13 protein-coding genes are annotated in these 14,523 nt (G+C 62.4%); 6 read left to right on the top strand and 7 right to left on the bottom strand.

The features are described 5' to 3' along the window. Nucleotides 1-73: 73 nt before the first annotated feature. The gene (locus ACF8EA_RS03350) at nucleotides 74-1,993 is read right to left on the bottom strand and encodes a methyl-accepting chemotaxis protein (protein WP_392521107.1); all 1,920 of its coding nucleotides are present in this window, start codon (nucleotides 1,991-1,993) and stop codon (nucleotides 74-76) included. A 172-nt stretch (nucleotides 1,994-2,165) separates the two neighbouring features. Beyond that, nucleotides 2,166-3,056: a neutral zinc metallopeptidase gene (locus ACF8EA_RS03345; RefSeq protein ID WP_021784303.1), complete on the bottom strand. Its 891-nt coding sequence runs from the start codon at nucleotides 3,054-3,056 to the stop codon at nucleotides 2,166-2,168. A 200-nt stretch (nucleotides 3,057-3,256) separates the two neighbouring features. On the opposite strand from ACF8EA_RS03345, the gene pcaH reads away from it, so the two are divergent. Together pcaH and pcaG are read left to right on the top strand one after the other, a co-directional pair. Continuing rightward, nucleotides 3,257-3,976: a protocatechuate 3,4-dioxygenase subunit beta gene (pcaH, locus tag ACF8EA_RS03340; protein ID WP_009682255.1), complete on the top strand. Its 720-nt coding sequence runs from the start codon at nucleotides 3,257-3,259 to the stop codon at nucleotides 3,974-3,976. Between the two features lie 10 nt (nucleotides 3,977-3,986). Next, nucleotides 3,987-4,592 (top strand): protocatechuate 3,4-dioxygenase subunit alpha, encoded by a 606-nt coding sequence (gene pcaG, locus ACF8EA_RS03335; RefSeq protein WP_392521106.1) that lies wholly within the window; start codon nucleotides 3,987-3,989, stop codon nucleotides 4,590-4,592. Between the two features lie 137 nt (nucleotides 4,593-4,729). Here pcaG and trmA read toward each other — a convergent pair whose 3' ends face one another. From trmA to ACF8EA_RS03320, 3 genes are all read right to left on the bottom strand, one after another. Then, nucleotides 4,730-5,815, bottom strand: a complete 1,086-nt coding sequence (gene trmA / locus ACF8EA_RS03330; protein ID WP_392520680.1) for a tRNA (uridine(54)-C5)-methyltransferase TrmA — start codon at nucleotides 5,813-5,815, stop codon at nucleotides 4,730-4,732. Then, entirely contained in the window at nucleotides 5,812-7,107 is a 1,296-nt protein-coding gene (locus tag ACF8EA_RS03325; protein WP_209963485.1) for an NCS2 family permease, read from the bottom strand. The genes trmA and ACF8EA_RS03325 overlap by 4 nt, the downstream gene beginning before the upstream one ends. Before the next feature lie 227 nt (nucleotides 7,108-7,334). Beyond that, on the bottom strand, nucleotides 7,335-8,555 hold the full coding sequence (locus ACF8EA_RS03320) for an MFS transporter (protein ID WP_392521105.1): 1,221 nt from the start codon (nucleotides 8,553-8,555) through the stop codon (nucleotides 7,335-7,337). A gap of 342 nt (nucleotides 8,556-8,897) precedes the next feature. On the opposite strand from ACF8EA_RS03320, the gene ACF8EA_RS03315 reads away from it, so the two are divergent. The 3 genes from ACF8EA_RS03315 to ACF8EA_RS03305 are packed head-to-tail and all read left to right on the top strand — an operon-like array spanning nucleotide 8,898 to nucleotide 11,510. Then, complete coding sequence (locus ACF8EA_RS03315) at nucleotides 8,898-10,334, top strand: cytochrome ubiquinol oxidase subunit I (RefSeq protein ID WP_021784299.1); 1,437 nt, start codon at nucleotides 8,898-8,900, stop codon at nucleotides 10,332-10,334. Nucleotides 10,335-10,337: 3 nt separating this feature from the next. Then, nucleotides 10,338-11,345: a cytochrome d ubiquinol oxidase subunit II gene (cydB, locus tag ACF8EA_RS03310; RefSeq protein WP_003251612.1), complete on the top strand. Its 1,008-nt coding sequence runs from the start codon at nucleotides 10,338-10,340 to the stop codon at nucleotides 11,343-11,345. A 9-nt stretch (nucleotides 11,346-11,354) separates the two neighbouring features. After that, nucleotides 11,355-11,510 carry a DUF2474 domain-containing protein gene (locus ACF8EA_RS03305; RefSeq protein ID WP_016713451.1) on the top strand — a complete coding sequence of 52 codons (156 nt, stop codon included), beginning with the start codon at nucleotides 11,355-11,357 and terminating at the stop codon, nucleotides 11,508-11,510. 85 nt (nucleotides 11,511-11,595) lie between these two features. Here the strand turns inward: ACF8EA_RS03305 and ACF8EA_RS03300 are convergent, their stop codons facing one another. Beyond that, nucleotides 11,596-12,720, bottom strand: coding sequence for a methyltransferase (locus ACF8EA_RS03300; RefSeq protein ID WP_392521104.1), 1,125 nt, complete (start codon nucleotides 12,718-12,720; stop codon nucleotides 11,596-11,598). A gap of 96 nt (nucleotides 12,721-12,816) precedes the next feature. Further along, a complete protein-coding gene (locus ACF8EA_RS03295; RefSeq protein WP_021784296.1) occupies nucleotides 12,817-13,524 on the bottom strand; it encodes an autoinducer binding domain-containing protein in 708 nt (235 codons plus the stop codon). Nucleotides 13,525-13,739: 215 nt separating this feature from the next. Here ACF8EA_RS03295 and ACF8EA_RS03290 point away from each other — a divergent pair, with 215 nt between their 5' ends. Continuing rightward, nucleotides 13,740-14,516, top strand: a complete 777-nt coding sequence (locus ACF8EA_RS03290; protein ID WP_028698125.1) for a ferredoxin--NADP reductase — start codon at nucleotides 13,740-13,742, stop codon at nucleotides 14,514-14,516. The last annotated feature ends 7 nt before the right edge of the window (nucleotides 14,517-14,523 follow it).

Below are 14,523 nucleotides of genomic sequence, written 5' to 3'. Positions count from 1 at the left end.
TGCTGACTCATTCGCGGGTAAACCCCCTGCTACATCTGTAGGGGCGGGTTTACCCGCGAATCCGGGCGGTCGGTCAGACGCGGAACTGGCTGACCAATGTCTGCAACTGCCCACCCAACCGCGCCAGCTCCACACTCGACGCTGCCGTCTCGTCACTGGCTGCCGCGGTTTGCTCTGACACATCGCGCACATTCAGGATGCTTCGGCTGATCTCTTCAGCCACCGCACTCTGCTGCTCTGCCGCCGCAGCAATCTGCTGGTTCATCGACTGGATGCTCGATACCGTACTGGTAATGCTCTCCAGCGATGACCCGGCCTTGCGCGCCAGTTCGACGCTGCTGTCGGTCAGGGTACGGCTGCCCTCCATGGCACTCGCCACTTGCTGGGTACCGTGCTGCAGGCCGGCAATCAGCTCTTCGATCTCTTCGGTAGACTTTTGCGTGCGCTGGGCCAAGCCGCGCACTTCGTCGGCAACCACGGCAAAGCCACGGCCTGCCTCGCCGGCGCGTGCCGCCTCGATCGCCGCGTTGAGCGCCAGCAGGTTGGTCTGTTCGGCCACCGACTTGATCACGTCCATCACGCTACCAATCTTCTGGCTTTCCTGCTGCAGCAGGTTCATCGCCTCGGTAGAGCGGTGCATGTCTTCGGCCAGGCGTTCGATCTGGCCAATCGCTTCGCCTACCACGCGGTCGCCGGCCCGGGCTTCGTCATCGGCACCGGTGGCTGCATGTGAGGCCTGCTCGGCATTGCGCGCCACTTCCTGTACGGTGGCGGCCATTTCGTGCATGGCGGTGGCCACCTGGTCGGTCTCGACCTTCTGACTGTTGGCGCCCGCGCTGGTCTGTTCGGTGACTGCCGACAGCTCTTCGGCGGCGCTGGCGATCTGGGTGACGCCATCGCGGATGCCGCTGATCAGCTCGCGCAGGGTGGTGCCCATGCGCGCGATGCCTTGCTGCAGCACACCCAGTTCGTCGCGGCGGGTGACGCGCATGTGCTGGGTAAGGTCGCCGCTGGCGATCTTTTCCACGGCCGCCAGGGTGTCTTGCAAGGGGCGAGTGATCTGGCGGGTGATCAGTACCGCCGCCAGCACGCCGACCAGCAGCGCCAGCAGTGTGGCAATGGCCTGCAGGCTACGGGCCTGGGTACTCTCGATGTCACGGCGCTCTAGCTGGATCTGGTACAGCGCGTCGCTGCGCTTGACGATGTCGGCGCCCTGCACGGTCATTTCGGCGCGCGAGGTGGTGATGTTGGCAACCGCGTCGCGGAACTGGCGTACCGCGTCACGATAGGCCAGTACCGCGTTTTCGAACTGCTGCAGGCGCGCGTCTTCGCTGGGCAGCTGGCGCTTGAGGTTGTCGGTATCGGCCAGTGCTGCATCCAGCTGGCGCAGCGCGGCCTGTTCGTTGGCGCTGCTGTTTTCGGCGATGTAACCACGCACATCAATACGCACCTGCAGCAGTTGCTGGCGGGCCTTGCTGATCAGCTGGTACTGGGCCAGGCGCACGCTGTCGGCCTCGGGGCGAGCCATCACTTCCTGGCTGAGCGCATCCATGGCCTGGTCGGCGAGGATGGCCGAGCTGTCCATGGAAACGCGCGCCGCGCGGGTGGCGTCGTAGCCCTGGCGCATCTTGTTCAGCGACAGCTTGTAGGCGCTGATGGTTTCGCCCAGCTCACCCAGCAGCTTGACGTTCTCCGGGCTTTTGAAGGTGGTGGCCAGGTAGGCCTGCTGCTTGCTGAATGCGTCCAGCTTGGCCAGGGTGTTGGCGGCGGCGGTATCGTCGCCGTTGGCAATCATGTACTGCAGGCGCGCAATGCGCAGATTGGTGAGGTCCTTGTTCAACTGGCCGATGTCGCCCATCCAGTTGCTGCGGTCGATCAGGCTGCCCAGGCTGGTCCAGCCGGTGAGGGCCAGCAGGCCGGTGAGGACCAGCACCAGGCCGAAGCCCAGGCCGAGTTTAAGATTGACGCTGATGTTGGCGAACCAGCTGTTCATGCACGCTCTCCAGAAGTTGATTTCGCTCTCTTGATCTTCGATCGCCAGGCGTTATTGTTCTGGATGCCCGCTGATTCGTGCAGGTGTTATCGGCAATGATTGAGGAAGCTGAAACGCTTTTTCAGCAAAAACATCAGCACGCGCTTTCACTCGTTCGCTGTTGGACCGGGTTTCAGAGGGTGCGCGCGCTGAAGGTATCGCAGCGGTTCACTTCACCTTCGGCAAACCCGGTCTTGAACCAGCGCACCCGCTGCGCCGAGGTGCCGTGGGTGAACGAGTCCGGCACCACGCGCCCGCGGCTTTGCTGCTGCAGGCGGTCGTCGCCAATGGCATTGGCCGCATTCAGGGCTTCCTCGACATCGCCTGGCTCCAGCCAGTTCAGGCGTTTCTGCGCCTGATAGGCCCATACGCCGGCCAGGCAGTCGGCCTGCAACTCCTGGCGCACCAACAGGCCGTTGTCGCCCTCCATGCGCTGGCCGGCGCGTCGTGCGGCATCGACCTTGGCCGAAACCCCCAGCAGTGTCTGCACATGGTGGCCGATTTCGTGGGCGATCACGTAGGCCTGGGCGAAGTCGCCAGCTGCAGCGAAGCGGGTTTCCATTTCGCGGAAGAACGACATGTCCAGATACACCCGCTGGTCCGCCGGGCAATAGAACGGCCCGACCGCTGCCGAGGCAAAACCACAGGCCGAGTTGACCTGGCCGCTGAACAGCACCAGTTTGGGGTCGCGGTATTGCTTGCCGGCTTCGGCAAAGAGCGCTTTCCAGGTGTCCTCGGTGTCGCCCAGCACAGAGGCAACGAACTCGGCTTGCTGGTCGTTTGCCGGTGGCGCCTTGCCGCCCGCACCACTGGGCGCCGACTGCTGTTGTTGCTGCTCCATCTGGCCGGCAAGCTGGCCAAGAATCTGCAACGGGTCCTGCCCGGTGAGCCAACCGATACCGACGATCAGCAGGATCGCCCCGAGGCCCAGCCCCTTGCCGCCGCCGAAACGCATGCCACCGCCGCCACCTTCGCCTCGGGCATCGACCACGTTGTCGCTGCGTCGGCCTTTTCGCCATTCCATGAATGCTCTCCCGAGCGTGAAACAAGAAGACAAAGATTAGTTCACGAAGGCGGTACGTGTCAGGCTGAGGTGTTGATACATAACCATCTGGTTATGGATCGAGTGGTCGATTTCAATATTCATCGCGTACCGCCTGCCGGAAACTGCAAGTCCGCCTGCCACGCCCAGGCGTTCTCACAATTCCAAGAGAGGAAACCGGCATGCCCGCCCAGGACAACAGCCGCTTCGTGATCCGTGATCGCAACTGGCACCCTAAAGCCCTTACGCCTGACTACAAGACGTCCGTTGCCCGCTCGCCGCGCCAGGCACTGGTCAGCATTCCGCAGTCGATCAGCGAAACCACTGGTCCAGACTTTTCCCACCTGGGCTTCGGCGCCCACGACCATGATCTGCTGCTGAATTTCAATAACGGTGGCCTGCCAATCGGCGAGCGCATCATCGTCGCCGGCCGTGTCGTCGACCAGTACGGCAAGCCTGTGCCGAACACCTTGGTGGAGATGTGGCAAGCCAACGCCGGCGGCCGCTATCGCCACAAGAACGACCGCTACCTGGCGCCACTGGACCCGAACTTCGGTGGTGTTGGCCGATGCCTGACCGACCGCGACGGCTACTACAGCTTCCGCACCATCAAGCCGGGCCCGTACCCATGGCGCAACGGCCCGAACGACTGGCGCCCGGCGCATATCCACTTCGCCATCAGCGGCCCGTCGATCGCCACCAAGTTGATCACCCAGTTGTACTTCGAAGGTGACCCGCTGATTCCGATGTGCCCGATCGTCAAGTCGATCGCCAACCCGCAAGCCGTGCAGCAGTTGATCGCCAAGCTCGACATGAGCAACGCCAACCCGATGGACTGCCTGGCCTACCGCTTCGACATCGTGCTGCGCGGCCAGCGCAAGACCCACTTCGAAAACTGCTGAGGACCCCGCCATGCCCATCGAACTGCTGCCGGAAACCCCTTCGCAGACTGCCGGCCCCTACGTGCACATCGGCCTGGCCCTGGAAGCCGCCGGCAACCCGACCCGCGACCAGGAAATCTGGAACTGCCTGGCCAAGCCGGACGCCCCGGGCGAGCACATTCTGCTGATCGGCCACGTATATGACGGGAACGGCCACCTGGTGCGCGATTCGTTCCTGGAAGTGTGGCAGGCCGACGCCAACGGTGAGTACCAGGATGCCTACAACCTGGAAAACGCCTTCAACAGCTTTGGCCGCACGGCTACCACCTTCGATGCCGGTGAGTGGACGCTGTACACGGTCAAGCCGGGTGTGGTGAACAACGCTGCTGGCGTGCCGATGGCACCGCACATCAACATCAGCCTGTTTGCCCGTGGCATCAACATCCACCTGCACACGCGCCTGTATTTCGATGATGAGGCCCAGGCCAATGCCAAGTGCCCGGTGCTCAACCTGATCGAGCAGCCGCAGCGGTGTGAAACCTTGATTGCCAAGCGTTGTGAAGTGGATGGGAAGACGGCATATCGCTTCGATATCCGTATTCAGGGGGAAGGGGAGACCGTCTTCTTCGACTTCTGAGGTGAAGCTTGGGGCCGCTTTGCGGCCCATTCGCGGGCAAGCCCGCTCCTACAACGATCTGCGTACACCGACGCCGATCAATGTGGGAGCGGGCTTGCCCGCGAATGGGCTGCAAAGCAGCCCCGGCGATACAACGATCAGCGCCGAACCAGCAGAACCCCACTTTCCATATGGTGGGTATACGGGAACTGGTCAAACAATGCACAGCGCTCGATACGGTGGGTGTCCTGCAACTGGGCAATGTTCGCTGCCAGTGTTTCCGGGTTGCACGAAATGTACAGGATGCGTTCGAAGCGACGGGTCAGCTCGCAGGTATCCGGGTCCATCCCCGCACGCGGTGGGTCGACGAACACTGTACCGAACTGATAACTCTTCAGGTCGATGCCTTCCAGGCGCCGGAACGGCCGCACCTCATTCAGTGCCTGGGTCAGTTCCTCTGCCGACAAACGTACCAGCCGCACGTTATCCACAGCGTTCTCGTCGAGGTTGCTCAGTGCGGCATTGACCGACGTCTTGCTGATTTCGGTGGCCAGCACCTGGCGTACACGCGTGGCCAGCGGCAGGGTGAAGTTGCCGTTGCCGCAATACAGCTCCAGCAAGTCATCCTCACGCTCGCCAATGGCCTCGAAGGCCCAGCTGAGCATCTTCTGGTTCACTGCGCCGTTGGGCTGGGTGAACGCACCCTCCGGCTGGCGGTAACTGAACACGCGGCCAGCCACATCGAGTTTTTCCACCGCGTAGTCACGGCCGATAACCAGGCGCTTGCCCTTGGAACGGCCGATAACGCTCGCGCCCAGCGCGTCAGCCAGTTGCCGGGCTTCCACTTCCCAGGCCTCGTCCAGCGGGCGGTGATAGCACATCGTGATCATCGCATCGCCAGCCAGGGTGGTGAGGAACTCAACCTGGAACAGGCGGTTGCCCAGTTCTTCGCTGGCCTGCCAGGCCGCCTTCAGGCGTGGCATCAGTGCATTGATGCGCTGGCTGGCAATGGGGAAATCGTCGATCAGGATTGCCTTGTGCTTCTCGCCCGGGGCGAACATGGCGTAATGGCGATGGCCATCCTCGCGCCACAGGCGGAACTCGGCGCGCAGGCGGTAATGCTCGCGCGGTGAGTCGAAAACAGTCGGCTCCGGCGCGCCGAACGGCGCCAGCAGCTCGCGCAACCGGGCCACTTTGGCATCCAGCTGGGTCGCGTAGGAGGAGGGGTCGAAAGCAGCACTCATGCGTTGAACCAGCCTAGCTTGATGACGAACAGGATGGAAAGGATCACCAGTGCCGGGTTCAGGTCGCGGTGGCGGCCGGAGATCAGCTTGACGGCGGTCCAGGCGATGAAGCCGAAGGCGATGCCGTTGGCGATCGAGTAGGTCAGCGGCATGGCCAGGGCGGTCACGACAACCGGCGCGGCTTCGGTCACGTCGTCCCAGTTTATTTCTGCCAGGCCAGAGGCCATCAGCACGGCGACGAACAGCAGCGCCGGGGCCGTGGCGAAGGCCGGTACGCTACCGGCCAGCGGGGCGAAGAACAGCGCCAGCAGGAACAGCACGGCAACCACGATGGCAGTCAGGCCGGTACGGCCACCGGCGCTCACACCCGCAGCAGATTCGATGTAGCTGGTGGTGGTCGAGGTGCCCAGCAGGGAGCCGGCCATGGCGGCGGTGCTGTCGGCGATCAGGGCGCGGCCCATCTTCGGCATGTGGCCGTCCTTGCCCATCAGGCCGGCGCGCTTGGCCACGGCGATCAGGGTGCCGGAGTTGTCGAACAGGTCGACGAACAGGAACGCGAAGATCACGCTGATCAGGCCCACATCGAGGGCACCGGCGATGTCCAGTTGCAGGAAGGTTGGTGCCAGCGAAGGTGGCATCGACACGATCCCGCCGAACGGCGTGACGCCCATGGCGATCGACGCAACGGTGACGGCCAGGATGCCGATCAATACCGCGCCGCGCACCTTCAGCGACTCAAGGCCGACGATCAGGAAGAAGCCCAGCGTGGCGAGAATCACCGAGGGCTGCTTGAGGTCGCCCATCCCCACCAAAGTGGCTGGGTTATCGACGACGATGCCAGCGTTATGCAGGGCGATCAATGCCAGGAACAGGCCGATGCCGGCGGCAATCGCCGAACGCAGCGGCAGCGGAATGCTGTTCACGATCCACTCGCGGATGCGGAAGATCGACAGCAGGAAGAACATAACCGCAGACAGGAACACGGCACCCAGCGCCACCTGCCAGGTGTGGCCCATGTGCAGCACCACGGTGTAGGTGAAGAACGCGTTCAGGCCCATGCCCGGTGCCAGGGCGATCGGGTAGTTGGCAATCAGGCCCATGGTGGCGGAGCCGATGGCCGCTGCCAGGCAGGTGGCGACGAAGATCGCGCCCTTGTCCATGCCGGTCTCGCCGAGGATGCTCGGGTTGACGAACAGGATGTAGGCCATGGCCAGGAAGGTGGTGACGCCCGCGAGAATCTCGGTGCGCACGTTGGTGTTGTGTGCTCTTAGTTGAAACAGCCTTTCCAGCATGCCCGCTCCCCAAGGCGCCCCCGGCGCCATGAATGTATCGACCCCATCAGCAAAGCACAGACCGTACCGGATGCCGTGGTTTTGTGTGGGGAGGAAAAAAGCCGCGCATCATACCAGCATGCATGGCGGGGGCCTATGGCCGTTGGGGAATGGGTTTTTCTTGCTCTTCGCGGGTAAGGTCCCCTGTAGGCGGGGCATGCCCGCGAAAAGGCTGGCACAGGTAACGATCACCCGCTGTGCAACCGATCCCGCTTGGCCAGGGTAGGGAACAGTTTTATCCAAACCCCGGTCACCACCAAGGTGCCCACCCCGCCCAGCACCACCGCCGGCACTGTACCAAACCAGTGCGCGGTCACCCCCGATTCGAATTCACCGAGCTGGTTCGAGGCACCGATGAACAAGCCGTTCACTGCGCTCACCCGCCCACGCATTTCATCCGGTGTCTCCAGCTGTACGAACGAACTGCGAATGACCATGCTGATCATGTCTGCCGCACCCAGTACCACCAGTACCGCCAGCGAGAACCAGAAGGAGGTCGACAGGCCGAAGGCGATGGTCGCCACGCCGAACACGCCGACCGCAGTGAACATCGTCCGCCCGACGTTGCGCTGGAACGGGAAGCGCGCCAGCCAGAGTGACATCAGCAACGCACCCACCGCTGGCGCCGAGCGCAACAGGCCAAGGCCCATCGGGCCGGTCAGCAGGATGTCCTTGGCAAATACCGGCAGCAACGCGGTGGCCCCACCCAGCAATACTGCGAACAGGTCGAGCGAGATGGCGCCGAGGATGTCGGGCCGGCTGCGAATGAAGCGGATGCCAGCCAGCAGCGATTCGATGCTGGCGCGCCCGCGCTGGGCGACCTGGCCGTGTGCCTGCAGGCTCAGGGTCAGCACGCAGGCAATGGCGTACAAGGCCACCGTCGGGCCATACACCCACATGCTGCCAAAGGCATACAGGAAACCGCCCACCGCCGGCGCCACGATGGTCGCCGACTGGGTGGCCGAGGCCGACGCCGCCACTGCCCGCGGGAACAGCCCGGCCGGTACCACATTGGGCAACAGCGCCTGGGTTGCCGGCATTTCGAATGAGCGGCTGGCGCCGAGCAGGAAGGCCAGGGCAAAGATCAGTTCGCGGGTGACATTGTCGGTGGCACTGCCCACCGCCAGCGCCAGGGCAATCAGGCCCTGAAGGCTCTGGCACAGGGCGGCGACCTTGCGCCTGTCATAGCGGTCGGCGACATGGCCGGTGTGCAACATGAACAGCACCCGTGGGGCGAACTCGACCAGGCCGACAAGGCCCAGGTCCAGTACGTTGCCGGTCAATTGGTAGAGGTGCCAGCCGATGGCCACGGTGAGCATCTGGAAGCCGCTGGCGGTGAACACGCGAGCCAGCCAGAAGGCCAGAAAAGGACGATGGTGACGCAACAACTGCGGTGCGGAATCGGACATCGGAAACCAGGGGCCTCGGCGCAGTAGAGGGGGCGCAGCGTATCATCTGTTTGTAACAAACAGTTACTGTTTGCACGGGTCGGCACTTTTCTATTGTTGATTAAAGAGGGTGAGGCAACAGGTCACGCGGCAATCCACCACACGGCCCACCGGGCCATTCGGGACTATGCTTCCTAGCATTCATTGATCTGGGTCAATCGTTCCAGATCAAAGAAATGGCCGTCTGGCCGGAATCCCTGCGATCGAACAGAACAATTCCAACACGCCGTACTCGACCCAGTGGGGGCAGTGGGCGACTGGGGCCACAAGCCCGGACGCCGGATTATCTGAAGAGGAAGCACCATGTTCGGAATAGAGGCCTTAGAGCTCGCCCGAATGCAGTTTGCCTTTACCGTGTCGTTCCACATCCTGTTCCCGGCCATCACCATTGGCCTGGCGAGCTACCTGGCAGTCCTCGAAGGCCTCTGGCTGAGGACCCACAATCAGGTCTACCGTGACCTCTATCACTTCTGGTCGAAGATCTTCGCCGTCAACTTCGGCATGGGCGTGGTCTCCGGCCTGGTCATGGCCTACCAGTTCGGCACCAACTGGAGCCGCTTCTCCGACTTTGCCGGCGCCGTCACCGGCCCGCTGCTCACCTATGAAGTACTGACTGCGTTCTTCCTCGAGGCCGGCTTCCTGGGCGTCATGCTGTTTGGCTGGAATCGCGTCGGCCGTGGCCTGCACTTCTTCTCCACAGTCATGGTTGCGCTCGGTACATTGGTATCGACCTTCTGGATTCTTGCCTCGAACAGCTGGATGCAAACCCCGCAAGGTCACGAGATCATCGATGGTCGGGTGGTGCCGGTGGACTGGTTTGCGGTGGTGTTCAATCCCTCGTTCCCCTACCGCCTGATGCACATGGCCACTGCTGCGTTCGTTTCCACCGCGTTCTTCGTCGGTGCCTCGGCGGCCTGGCACCTGCTGCGCGGGCGTGACAACCCGGCCGTTCGCAAGATGCTGTCGATGGCCATGTGGATGGCACTGATCGTCGCCCCGATTCAGGCAGTGATCGGCGATTTCCACGGTCTCAATACACTCAAGCACCAGCCGGTAAAAATTGCCGCGATCGAAGGCCATTGGGAGAACGTGCCCGGTGAGCCGACTCCACTGATCCTGTTCGGCATTCCCGATATGAAGGCCGAGACTACCCGGTTCAAGATCGAGATCCCGGCGCTCGGCAGCCTGATCCTGACCCACAGCCTGGACAAGCAGGTGCCGGCGATGAAGGAGTTTCCGCCCGAGGACCGGCCTAACTCGACCATCGTATTCTGGTCGTTCCGGATCATGGTCGGGCTTGGTTTCCTGATGATCTTCGTCGGCCTGTGGAGCCTGTGGTTGCGCAAACGCGGCACGCTGTACAGTTCGCGACCGTTCTTGTATGTGGCGCTGTGGATGGGCCCATCCGGGCTGGTCGCGCTACTGGCCGGTTGGTTCACCACCGAAATTGGCCGCCAGCCTTGGGTGGTGTACGGCCTGATGCGCACGGCGGACGGTGTTTCCAACCACAGTTACGCCCAGCTCGGCTTCACCCTTGTGGCGTTCGTGGTGGTGTACTTCGCCCTGTTTGGCACCGGCCTTGGCTACATGATGCGCCTGGTGCGCAAAGGGCCGCAGACCGGCGAGGGTGACGAGCACACACCGGGAGGCCCAGGCCAGAAACGCACGCCGGCACGGCCTTTGTCCGCCGCCGATGATGGCCGCGAGGCCACCTCTGCCAGCCTGAACGAGGGGAACTGAACCATGGGTATCGACCTTCCACTGATCTGGGCCGTGATCATCATCTTCGGCGTCATGATGTACGTGGTGATGGACGGATTCGACCTGGGGATCGGCATGCTCTTCCCCTTCGTCAAGGGCGAGCAGGACCGTGATGTAATGATGAACACTGTCGCGCCGGTATGGGACGGCAACGAAACCTGGTTGATCCTGGGCGGTGCCGGACTGTTCGGGGCCTTCCCGATGGCCTATGCCGTGGTCCTCGAGGCCCTGTACCTGCCCCTGATCCTGATGCTGATCGGCCTGATTTTCCGGGGCGTGGCCTTCGAGTTCCGCTTCAAGGCCAAAGCCGACAAGCGGCACATCTGGGACAAGGCTTTCATCTGGGGTTCGCTGATCGCCACCTTCTTCCAGGGCGTGGCGCTGGGCGCGTTCCTGGAGGGTTTCAAGGTGGTCGACCGGCATTTTGCCGGTGGCACCCTGGACTGGCTGACCCCGTTCAGCCTGTTCTGCGGGCTGGGGTTGATCGTGGCCTACACCCTGCTGGGTTGTACCTGGCTGATCATGAAGACCGAAGGGCCGCTGCAACAGAAGATGCACGATATGGCCCGGCCGCTGGCGCTGGTGCTGCTGGTGGTGATCGGTATCGTCAGCCTGTGGACGCCAATCGCCTACCCGCAGATTGCCGACCGCTGGTTCAGCATGCCCAATCTGATCTGGTTCATGCCGGTACCGCTGCTGGTGCTGGTGACGTTCTACGGGTTGCTCAAAGCGGTGGCGCGCAACGCGCACTACACGCCGTTCCTGCTCACTCTGGTATTGATCTTCCTTGGCTACAGCGGCTTGGGAATCAGCCTGTGGCCTAACATCATCCCGCCGTCGATCTCGATCTGGGATGCCGCAGCGCCACCGCAAAGCCAGGGCTTCATGCTGGTGGGTACCCTGTTCATCCTGCCGTTTATCCTCATGTATACCTTCTGGAGCTACTACGTGTTCCGCGGCAAGGTGACCCACGAAGACGGCTATCACTAGGAGGGCCGCATGATGACTGGCAAGCATGGCTTGGAAGAAAAGAAACCGCTGTGGCAGCGACTGGGTTGGCTGTTGCTGATCTGGGCGATGAGCGTGGCAGCGCTGGGTGTGGCGGCCTGGGTGATGCGGCTGTTCATGGGGGCGGCGGGATTGACCACACATTGATAAAGAGCGGCAGCGGGCTTGCCCGCGAAGCAGACAACGCGCTAGATGGCACCGGCGTTGCCGGTGTTCGCGGGCAAGCCCGCTCCTACTTGCGGGCTTTCAGGATTACGAACTTGGGCGTAGCCGCCACCTGCTCAACGCCGCGGAACAACCGCGCCAGCTTGCTGTGATAGCCCAGGTGCCGGTTACCCACGATATACAGCGCCCCGCCTACCACCAGCGCTTCACGCGCCTGCTGGAACATGCGCCAGGCCAGGAAATCACCGACCACCTGCTGTTGGTGGAACGGCGGGTTGCACAGCACCACGTCCAGCGACTGTTTCTCCAGCCCGGCCAGGCCATCGGCCGCGACGAAGGTCGCCGGGCGCTCGCCCAACGCGGACTGCCAGTTCTCCTGTGCTGATTGCACCGCCATGTACGACTCGTCGACCAGGGTGTACTCGGCGTCCGGGTTGGCCAGGGCGCTGGCAATCGCGAGTACGCCATTGCCGCAGCCCAGGTCTGCCACCCGTGCACGGCCAAGGTCGCGTGGCAGATGAGGGAGGAATGCCCGGGTACCAATATCCAGGCCTTCACGGCAGAACACGTTGGCGTGGTTGACCAATTCCAGTGCCGGCACGTCGAGGCGGTAGCGGCTAGGGTAGGGGGACTTGGCTTGCGGCCGCTCGGCAACCGTTGCTGTCAGCAAGCGGGCCTTTTTCAGCGCCAGCGAAGCCTGTACGGGGCCGATGTACTTCTCCATCAGGTCGCCGGCCGCCCGTGGCAGGTGCTTGATCATCGCCCCGGCAATCACCTGCGCACCGGGGGCCAGCTGGCCTTGCAGGCGGATCAGTTGTTCTTCGAGCAGGGCCAGGGTCTTGGGTACACGCACCAGCACCCGGTCGAACGGGCCTTGCGAGTGTTGGCTGGCTGGTACGAACGGGACACTGTCGAATGGCAGGCCATTGCGCGCCAGGTTTTTTTCCAGGGCCAGGTGCCCCAGGTGCGAGTCACCGCTGCTGACCACCTGCAGCTGGCCTGCAAGGCTTGCGGCCAGGGCACCGAAGCTGTCATTGAGCACCAGTACCCGGCAATTGGCGTCGGGTGCCTGATCGTGTAGCTGCGCAAGCAGGTACTCGTCGGCGGCATCGAAGGCCTGCAACGGGTCGTTGGCCTGCTCCGGCTGGCGGATCAGGTCGAGTTCGGCGTAGGGGGTGGTCAACAGGGGCATGGCGTCTGGCTCGGGTACGAAACTGCCCGCTGCGGTTCGCGCCGGGCTTTGCCGGACGATTCTACAGGGCTTTGCCCAAGGTCGCAGGTTTGAAGGTCAGATCCAGCCACGCAAGGCGGCAATGGCGATGGCTCCGGCTTTGTTGGCTGCATTGGTCTTGGTGATCACGCTGCGGATATGGAAGTTGACCGTGCTTTGCGACAGCGAGAGGATGCAGGCAACATCGGCAGCGGTCTTGCCGGCGGCAGACCATTTCAGCACTTCCAGTTCACGCTCGCTCATTTTCGGTTGCGGTGGGCACAGCGCGTTCAGGTGGTGCTCGCCCAGTACCGCGTGAAGGGTGTGGCACAGCCACTGCACACTACCGGCTTTGTCGTACAGCTCGAACGCATCGATGTGGCCGTTTGGCCGAGCGACACTGATCTGGCTTTCGTTGTGCTGCTGATCGTGAAGCGACTGTGTCCAGCCGTGGCGCAAGCCATGCTGGCAGGCCATTTCGCGAAATTGCGGGGCTTCCTTGTACAGTTCATCGGTCCAGAGCACTGGTGTCGTGGAGCTGTGGCTCAGGTTCGCTGCCGGGTCCTGCTTGTAGAAGTCGTCGCGCTGGTAGCGCTCGATCCACTCACTTGGGTAGTTGCTGTAGAGGTACAGCTTTGGCGTTTGCGTAGCGATCTGAATGCGGATGTTCAGCCCAAGGTAATCCATGTCCAGGTCCCGAGCCAGATGGACTGCGATGTCGAATAGCTTTTGTGGGCTGCGTTCGCTGACGAATGCATGAAGATGTTCAGGTTTCCAGTGATACATCTGAAGCACTCCTTGATGCGCGCAGAATCCAATCCGTTTGAGTACCCGGAAGATTGTAGGAAAAGACCTACCATCCTGTTGGGAATTTTTTGTTATAGCGATCAGGAATTTCTGCGACTTTGGCCCGATTGCACTTCATGAGGCCCTACAAAGCGGTGGTTTTTATCCTGGCCACTTTAGGCGACACTGTGCACACGCCAACCCTGGAGCCCGATATGACCGCTAGCGCCGAAAAGTTCACCCGCCAGACACTGCTCGATGTTCAGCCACTGACGCCGAACCTCTTCAGCCTGCGGGTTACGCGCGATGCGGGGTTCCGCTTCCGTTCCGGCCAATTCGCCCGGCTAGGTGTGACCAAGGCCGATGGTAGCGTGGTGTGGCGCGCCTATTCCATGGTCAGCGCGCCCCATGACGAGTATCTGGATTTCTTTTCCATCGTGGTGCCAGGTGGTGAGTTCACCAGTGAGCTGAGCCGTTTGGGGGCAGGCGATACGTTGCTGATCGACCGCCAGGCGTTCGGTTTCCTCACCCTCGACCGCTTCGTCGGTGGTCGTGACCTGTGGCTGCTGGCTACCGGTACCGGCATTGCGCCCTTTATGTCGATCCTGCAGGACTTCGAAGCCTGGGAGCGCTTCGACAGCATCAAGCTGGTGTATTCAGTGCGCGAAGCCAAGGAGCTGGCCTATGTGGATGAAATTGCCGGGCTGGAACAGCGCGATTATCTGGCTGAATACGCGGGCAAGTTGCAGTTCATTCCCGTGGTGACCCGTGAACAGCACCCGGGGGCGTTGAATCAGCGCATTACCACATTGATCGAGAATGGCGAGCTGGAGAAGGCGGCGGGGCTTGAACTGTCACCAGAGCATTCGCGGGTGATGCTCTGCGGTAACCCGGAAATGATCGACGAAACCCGCAAGGTCCTCAAGGCGCGAGACCTGCAACTGAGCCTGAGCAAGCGGCCCGGGCAGGTAGCAGTCGAGAACTACTGGTAAGACTACT

This window comes from Pseudomonas sp. YQ_5 (genome assembly GCF_043103305.1).
In the GTDB taxonomy this organism is placed as follows: domain Bacteria; phylum Pseudomonadota; class Gammaproteobacteria; order Pseudomonadales; family Pseudomonadaceae; genus Aquipseudomonas; species Aquipseudomonas putida_Y.
Note: the sequence above shows the minus strand (reverse complement) of the source record. Positions and strands in the feature narration are given on the sequence as shown.

What these genes read in the sequence shown, in the direction of transcription:
- ACF8EA_RS03290 (WP_028698125.1), top strand. Translation starts at nt 13,740, where the DNA reads ATGACCGCTAGCGCCGAAAAGTTCACCCGCCAGACACTGCTCGATGTT.
- ACF8EA_RS03325 (WP_209963485.1), bottom strand. Translation starts at nt 7,107, where the DNA reads ATGCTGGAAAGGCTGTTTCAACTAAGAGCACACAACACCAACGTGCGC.
- pcaG (WP_392521106.1), top strand. Translation starts at nt 3,987, where the DNA reads ATGCCCATCGAACTGCTGCCGGAAACCCCTTCGCAGACTGCCGGCCCC.
- trmA (WP_392520680.1), bottom strand. Translation starts at nt 5,815, where the DNA reads ATGAGTGCTGCTTTCGACCCCTCCTCCTACGCGACCCAGCTGGATGCC.
- ACF8EA_RS03320 (WP_392521105.1), bottom strand. Translation starts at nt 8,555, where the DNA reads ATGTCCGATTCCGCACCGCAGTTGTTGCGTCACCATCGTCCTTTTCTG.
- ACF8EA_RS03305 (WP_016713451.1), top strand. Translation starts at nt 11,355, where the DNA reads ATGATGACTGGCAAGCATGGCTTGGAAGAAAAGAAACCGCTGTGGCAG.
- ACF8EA_RS03295 (WP_021784296.1), bottom strand. Translation starts at nt 13,524, where the DNA reads ATGTATCACTGGAAACCTGAACATCTTCATGCATTCGTCAGCGAACGC.
- cydB (WP_003251612.1), top strand. Translation starts at nt 10,338, where the DNA reads ATGGGTATCGACCTTCCACTGATCTGGGCCGTGATCATCATCTTCGGC.
- ACF8EA_RS03300 (WP_392521104.1), bottom strand. Translation starts at nt 12,720, where the DNA reads ATGCCCCTGTTGACCACCCCCTACGCCGAACTCGACCTGATCCGCCAG.
- pcaH (WP_009682255.1), top strand. Translation starts at nt 3,257, where the DNA reads ATGCCCGCCCAGGACAACAGCCGCTTCGTGATCCGTGATCGCAACTGG.
- ACF8EA_RS03350 (WP_392521107.1), bottom strand. Translation starts at nt 1,993, where the DNA reads ATGAACAGCTGGTTCGCCAACATCAGCGTCAATCTTAAACTCGGCCTG.
- ACF8EA_RS03345 (WP_021784303.1), bottom strand. Translation starts at nt 3,056, where the DNA reads ATGGAATGGCGAAAAGGCCGACGCAGCGACAACGTGGTCGATGCCCGA.
- ACF8EA_RS03315 (WP_021784299.1), top strand. Translation starts at nt 8,898, where the DNA reads ATGTTCGGAATAGAGGCCTTAGAGCTCGCCCGAATGCAGTTTGCCTTT.